This window comes from Rhodanobacter sp. OR92 (assembly GCF_000427545.1).
In the GTDB taxonomy this organism is placed as follows: domain Bacteria; phylum Pseudomonadota; class Gammaproteobacteria; order Xanthomonadales; family Rhodanobacteraceae; genus Rhodanobacter; species Rhodanobacter denitrificans.
This window is the reverse complement of the sequence record NZ_ATYF01000029.1, coordinates 1-1,332: the sequence shown is the minus strand read 5'-3', so window position 1 is coordinate 1,332 and position 1,332 is coordinate 1. Positions and strand designations below refer to the sequence as shown.

1 protein-coding gene is annotated in these 1,332 nt (G+C 63.2%); it reads right to left on the bottom strand.

The features are described 5' to 3' along the window. Nucleotides 1-1,280: IS4 family transposase (locus tag RHOOR92_RS18760; protein ID WP_081660231.1), on the bottom strand; the 1,280-nt coding region annotated here is incomplete at its 3' end. Between the last annotated feature and the right edge of the window lie 52 nt (nucleotides 1,281-1,332).

The following is a 1,332-nucleotide window of genomic DNA, read 5'->3' as shown; positions in this document are numbered from 1 at the left end:
CAAGATCGTTGTCGTCGTGCGGGCAACAGATAGATGTGGGCTTGCTGTCGGAGGCGGGCGAGTCGTTTGGGAAAGGCGCCGGGTGTTTCCAGCGGGGCGTATCGCAACTCGGCCACGATGGCGCGCGTGAACCCCTGGAAGCTGAGCCGGGTCGGTGGCACGCCCAGCTCACCAGCGGTTTGGTGCATTTCCCAGCGCAGCAAGTTGTAGGCGATCAGCAGCCCCCAGATTTCCTGCCGCACCAGCTCCGGTCGCTTGCTGCGCAAGACGGTGTCGTTGGCTTGCATGGCTTGCTTGATGTCCCGAAAACCCAGTTCGATCTCCCAGCGTTCGCGATAGCACACTGCCACCTGATCGGCGGGATATCGAACGGCATCGGCCAGCGAGGTCAGGTAGCGCCGACCGGAAGGACAGAGGATCAGACGCGCCTCCCAGAAGGTTGGCAGCTGCGGATGCTGGCGACGGGCTTGCGGCGAAACCGGCAGGCGCACCCACGCATCGCCTTCACCGAGCGGACGGATCACCTCATAACGCAACGAGGACTTGGCTCGCATCAGCCAGTGCCGCTGCTCTCCCGCATGCTGCCACGCCAGCAGGAAAGCCGCCGAATAGTAGGCGCGGTCGAAGATCGTCAGTGAGTCATCGGGCGCCGCGGTTACCAGATCGTGGGCGTAGCTGAGCTCGCCGGTCGTATAGGCCCCGAAGGCGGCGGCCCGGATCAGGTGCGTATGAACATCCATCAGGCACACCGCACGCACCTGCGGCCAACTCCCTTCACCGTGCTGCGATCGTCCTGCGCCGAAGACATCACGATGCTCGGCGGTATCAGGCGTCGACCACACCACGCCATCGACCGCCAACAGGCGAAGCCCGTGGAAGAGCCCGGCCGTCGGAAGCGGTGCGGTGCACCACGCGCGGCTGAGCTGATCGAACAGATGGGCCAACGGCGCTTCACCCAGTCGCTGGCGCCCTTGAACCGTAGCGCTCGGCACAGGCACGACCTGTGCCTCGGTACCCAACGCCAGCCCCAACTGACGCACGATGTGCCAGATCGGTTCGTTGCGAAACAGCGCTAAGCCGATGACCAGCCAGATCAATCGCTCGGCCGGCAGACGTCGACGGCGCAGTGACGTCGTGCCAGTCGCTTGCAATGCTTGCTCGATCCAGGCGGCCGGAATGAGCTGGCTGAAACGATCAAACGCGTCGGGAGACAGATCGCCTACCGCATCAAAGTTGGCTTGCAGGGCTGAGATCAAAGCAAGAGGCTCATGGAAAACCATGAGCCTCTTGGGTCGTTCCGGCTTCGTCAATACCTTAACTGACTGGCATTAG